Origin of the sequence: Magnetospirillum moscoviense (assembly GCF_001650635.1) — a bacterium.
Classification (GTDB): Bacteria; Pseudomonadota; Alphaproteobacteria; order Rhodospirillales; family Magnetospirillaceae; genus Magnetospirillum; species Magnetospirillum moscoviense.
The window spans coordinates 1-1795 of record NZ_LWQU01000057.1; the positions used below are offsets into that span (position 1 = coordinate 1).

The 1795-nt window shown below is 53.3% G+C and carries 3 protein-coding genes; 1 reads left to right on the plus strand and 2 read right to left on the minus strand.

Going from position 1 to position 1795, the window contains the following annotated elements:
* Positions 1–101, minus strand: a 101-nt coding sequence (locus A6A05_RS20595) for a transposase (RefSeq protein WP_425411936.1), incomplete at its 3' end; no start/stop codon positions are given.
* 225 nt (positions 102–326) lie between these two features.
* On the opposite strand from A6A05_RS20595, the gene A6A05_RS03120 reads away from it, so the two are divergent.
* Positions 327–1529: a DUF4062 domain-containing protein gene (locus A6A05_RS03120; protein ID WP_245644174.1), complete on the plus strand. Its 1203-nt coding sequence runs from the start codon at positions 327–329 to the stop codon at positions 1527–1529.
* Between the two features lie 69 nt (positions 1530–1598).
* Here the strand turns inward: A6A05_RS03120 and A6A05_RS21650 are convergent.
* A partial coding sequence (locus A6A05_RS21650; protein ID WP_245644175.1) for a hypothetical protein occupies positions 1599–1795 on the minus strand: 197 nt, incomplete at its 5' end.

Below are 1795 nucleotides of genomic sequence, written 5' to 3' on the forward strand. Positions count from 1 at the left end.
GGAATCAACGGTTCCACCAGCGCCCATTCTTCATCCGTCAAGTCGCTGGGATAGCGGAGGCCGCGCCGCTCATAGACACGCCGGTTCTCCTTCGTCCACATGCTGCCCCCCCGATTCGTCTGGAGAGCTATGGAATCACAACTGATTCATCGGACTCAAGAACCTTCCGGACGGGCTCTTAATCAGTGGACGGAAGGGGGGGGGATTTGGGTCTGGCAGGTGAAGGAGACCGCCTCAAAATTTTTCTGTGTTTTCGAGCCCCCGTTCACGACTCTCCTGCCCCCCCTTTTGGTTGAGGCTAGCCCAGATATTCTGTATAAACTGCCATGTTGAGCTTTCGATACCACCAACACAGACATCGAGGTGTTGCCTTGGCTAGCCTACGGGTTTTTGTTTCCTCAACCTGTTATGACTTGTCCATCATCAGGGGGCAGCTTCGACAATTTATCGAAAATCTTGGCCACGAACCTGTGATGAGCGATTACAATGACGCTCTTTACGACCCGAGAGAGCACACCCACACGAGCTGCATTGATGAGGTGGCTGGAGCCGATGCTGTAGTGGTGATTATCGGCTCAAGATTTGGCGGTAGGTCCGTACCTAGTGCTTTGTATAAGGTCGATTTGGAGGCCTTAGCGGCCGTGAGCAAGAGCAACGACCTGCTCAAGGCCAAGGACAATATCTCCATCACCCAGTTGGAGGTTCTCAAGGCAGTTGAGCGCTCCGTCCCGGTGTTCGCCTTCGTAGACGAGCGGGTTATGCACGACCACGCCACTTACGAGCGGAACAAGGGAAAACCGATCGCCGACCAGATCGAGTACAGTTCCATTGAAAAGCCGGAAACAGCAAAGTATATTTTCGAATTTATCAATTTTTTGCGCCATAGAGTGACCAACAACGGCATAACAAACTTCAACAAACTCCAAGATATTGAAGATGCACTCAAAAAACAGTGGTCTGGCTTGCTTCAGAAGCTGCATTTTGAGCAACGCGCCAAACAGCAGGAAGGCCGTAGGATTGACGCACTAACTGAACAATTCGAGGACCTTAAAGCAGCAATACTTGCAGCCGTGGGCGGCAGCAAAAATGAGAAAGAAGTGGCGAGGGGCGTAGTGCGCTTTCGTAAATTAGTCGATCTAGTGAGGGCCTTCGAACTGCCAGATTACTCATTTCTCTTTGGGCCAGCCATCCCGTGGGGCGAGTTTCTTAAACGCGTTGACGTTGTTGACTTCACCCGCTTTCCCGCCGTTGACGATGAGCGAGGCATGCGTCGCCCACTGGTCCGCTGGCTCCGGGCAGATGGCACCTTTTATGAAGTTGAGCGGATGTTCGATCCGGCAGACATGAGTTCAGAGTGGGATGCATTTATGCGTATCGATGAGGAGTCTCGGGCCGTTATTTACGACGCCCTCAACGAGATGCGCACTATGCCAATGCGACGTTTCGTCCGGCATATTCCATTGACGCCTGCAGAGGCGGATGAGCGCACCCGCCAACGTGTCATGCCTGAGTTTGAGCCTGCGACCTGATGTTTCCCCTCGAAGCTGGTGTGGGGGATTTTGTGTGGGGACGAGCGACTCTTCCGGTCCTTTTCTGACTCACAAAGATGGCTGAAATTCTAGGTTTTCTGCCACTGTCTGGACAGAATCGCCCATCAAAAACGAGGTCACGGGGATTAATCGGGTGACGTATGATGTGACCGGCAAGCCGCCGGGGACGTAAGCATCCGGTGAGAACCGCAGGTGCAGGCAGCTTTGATCAGGCTGCCTGACTGTTGGCGACGCGCGGTAACGGA